Below are 1,829 nucleotides of genomic sequence, written 5' to 3'. Positions count from 1 at the left end.
GTGCTACCTTGTGACGCATGGAACCCGGCGACAGCGTCATCTTGACGCACCTGCGTCGCGGCGCTCTCGAGCACGTCATCCTCGCGATGCTCGACGGCGAAGCGCTCTACGGGCTCGACATCGCCCGTCGGCTCGGCGCCGATGACGTGCTGCTCTCCGGCGAGGGGACGCTGTACCCCCTGCTGGCCCGCCTCCGGAAGCAGGGCCTGGTCGAGACGACGTGGGCGGAGTCGACCACGGGGCCACCTCGCCGCTACTACTCGCTGACCGACGACGGCCGCACCGCTCTCGCCGCGTTCCGCCGGACCTGGACGACGTTTCGCGACGCCGTCGACGCCGCACTCGAAGGGGGACACCCATGAGCAGCACCCACCCGCAGGTCGAGGCCTACCTCGACGACCTCGCGCGCATGCTGGCCGACATCGACCCTGGTGAGCGCGACGACATCCTCGCGTCCGTTCGAGAGCACCTCGACGCCGAGATCGCTGCTGGCCATGGGTCGGATGCCGTGGTGAACGCGACGCTGTTGCGTCTCGGCCCGCCGGAGCAGGTCGCAGCCGCGGCCCGCACCAACACCAGCGGCGCCGTGCGACGGACCTCGGGGCTCATCCGAGTGGCGAGCCTGGCCACCGCGCTGGCGACGCTGCCAGGGCTCCTGCTCATGCTCTGGGTCAAGGTCACCGGTCTGCGGCAGGCGGGCGTCACCCCTCTCGAACCCGGCTGGCCCGAGGAGGTGAGCCTCTTCGCCCTCAACGGAGTCGAAGCGCTCTACCTCATGCTTCTCTGCGCGCCCGTCTGGCTGGTCGGGCTGGGGTGCGCCGTCGCCAGCGAAGGCCTCCAGCGCCGCACCCGCCAGCGCCTCATCTGGGCAGGCCCGACCGGCTTCTTCGCAGTACTGGTGATGCTGCAACCGGCTGGCCCGTCCATCGTCGGAGCCTTCGCCCTGCTGGTGCTGATCGTTGCCGTCGCCGCAGTCGGCCTCGCCTGTCGAGCCGCGTGGCGCGAAGCCGAGAACCCCGTGGCCCTCGAGCCCTGAGAAAGGCTCAGAGTGCCTTGATGATGTCCTCGACGCGGTCCTTGGCGTCGCCGAACAGCATCTGCGAGTTCTCCTTGAAGAAGAGCGGGTTCTGCACGCCGGCGTAGCCCGTGGCCATGGAGCGCTTGAACACGATGACGTTCGCCGCCTCCCACACCCGCACGACCGGCATCCCCGCGATGGGCGAGGAGGGATCTTCGGATGCCGCAGGGTTGACGGTGTCGTTGGCGCCGATGACGAGCACGACGTCGACGTCCTTGAGGTCGTCGTTGACCTCGTCCATCTCGAGGACGATGTCGTAGGGGACCTTCGCCTCGGCGAGCAGGACGTTCATGTGCCCGGGCAGTCGACCCGCGACCGGGTGGATCGCGAACTTCACGTCGATGCCGCGCTCGCGCAGCTTTCGGGTCAGGTCGGCCACCGGGTACTGCGCCTGGGCGACGGCCATGCCGTACCCGGGCGTGATCACCACGCTGCGGGCATCGGTCAGCATCGCGGCGGCACCCTCGGCGGTGATCTCGCGGTGCTCGCCGTAGTCGACGTCAGCGGCCACGGTGCCACCCTCGACGCCGAACCCGCCGGCGATGACGGAGATGAACGACCGGTTCATCGCCTTGCACATGATGTAGGACAGGTACGCACCCGAGGAACCGACCAGTGCACCGGTGATGATGAGCAGGTCGTTGCCGAGCAGGAACCCGGCCGCGGCCGCCGCCCAGCCGGAGTAGCTGTTGAGCATCGACACGACCACGGGCATGTCGCCGCCACCGATGGAGGCGACGAGGTGCCAGCC

At 69.2% G+C, this 1,829-nt stretch carries 3 protein-coding genes; 2 read left to right on the top strand and 1 reads right to left on the bottom strand.

The window, feature by feature from the left end:
* The first annotated feature begins 17 nt into the window (after window positions 1–17).
* Window positions 18–362 carry a PadR family transcriptional regulator gene (locus PLL68_RS14640; protein ID WP_324535337.1) on the top strand — a complete coding sequence of 115 codons (345 nt, stop codon included), beginning with the start codon at window positions 18–20 and terminating at the stop codon, window positions 360–362.
* On the top strand, window positions 359–1,036 hold the full coding sequence (locus tag PLL68_RS14635; protein WP_324535335.1) for an HAAS signaling domain-containing protein: 678 nt from the start codon (window positions 359–361) through the stop codon (window positions 1,034–1,036). The genes PLL68_RS14640 and PLL68_RS14635 overlap by 4 nt, the downstream gene beginning before the upstream one ends.
* A 7-nt stretch (window positions 1,037–1,043) precedes the next feature.
* Here PLL68_RS14635 and PLL68_RS14630 read toward each other — a convergent pair.
* The coding region (locus tag PLL68_RS14630; protein WP_324535333.1) for an NAD(P)(+) transhydrogenase (Re/Si-specific) subunit beta at window positions 1,044–1,829 on the bottom strand (786 nt) is incomplete at its 5' end.

Source organism: Ornithinibacter sp., assembly GCF_035443565.1.
GTDB lineage: Bacteria > Actinomycetota > Actinomycetes > Actinomycetales > Dermatophilaceae > Fodinibacter.
This window is presented reverse-complemented; position numbering and strand designations above follow the sequence as displayed.

What these genes read in the sequence shown, in the direction of transcription:
- PLL68_RS14640 (WP_324535337.1), top strand. Translation starts at nt 18, where the DNA reads ATGGAACCCGGCGACAGCGTCATCTTGACGCACCTGCGTCGCGGCGCT.
- PLL68_RS14635 (WP_324535335.1), top strand. Translation starts at nt 359, where the DNA reads ATGAGCAGCACCCACCCGCAGGTCGAGGCCTACCTCGACGACCTCGCG.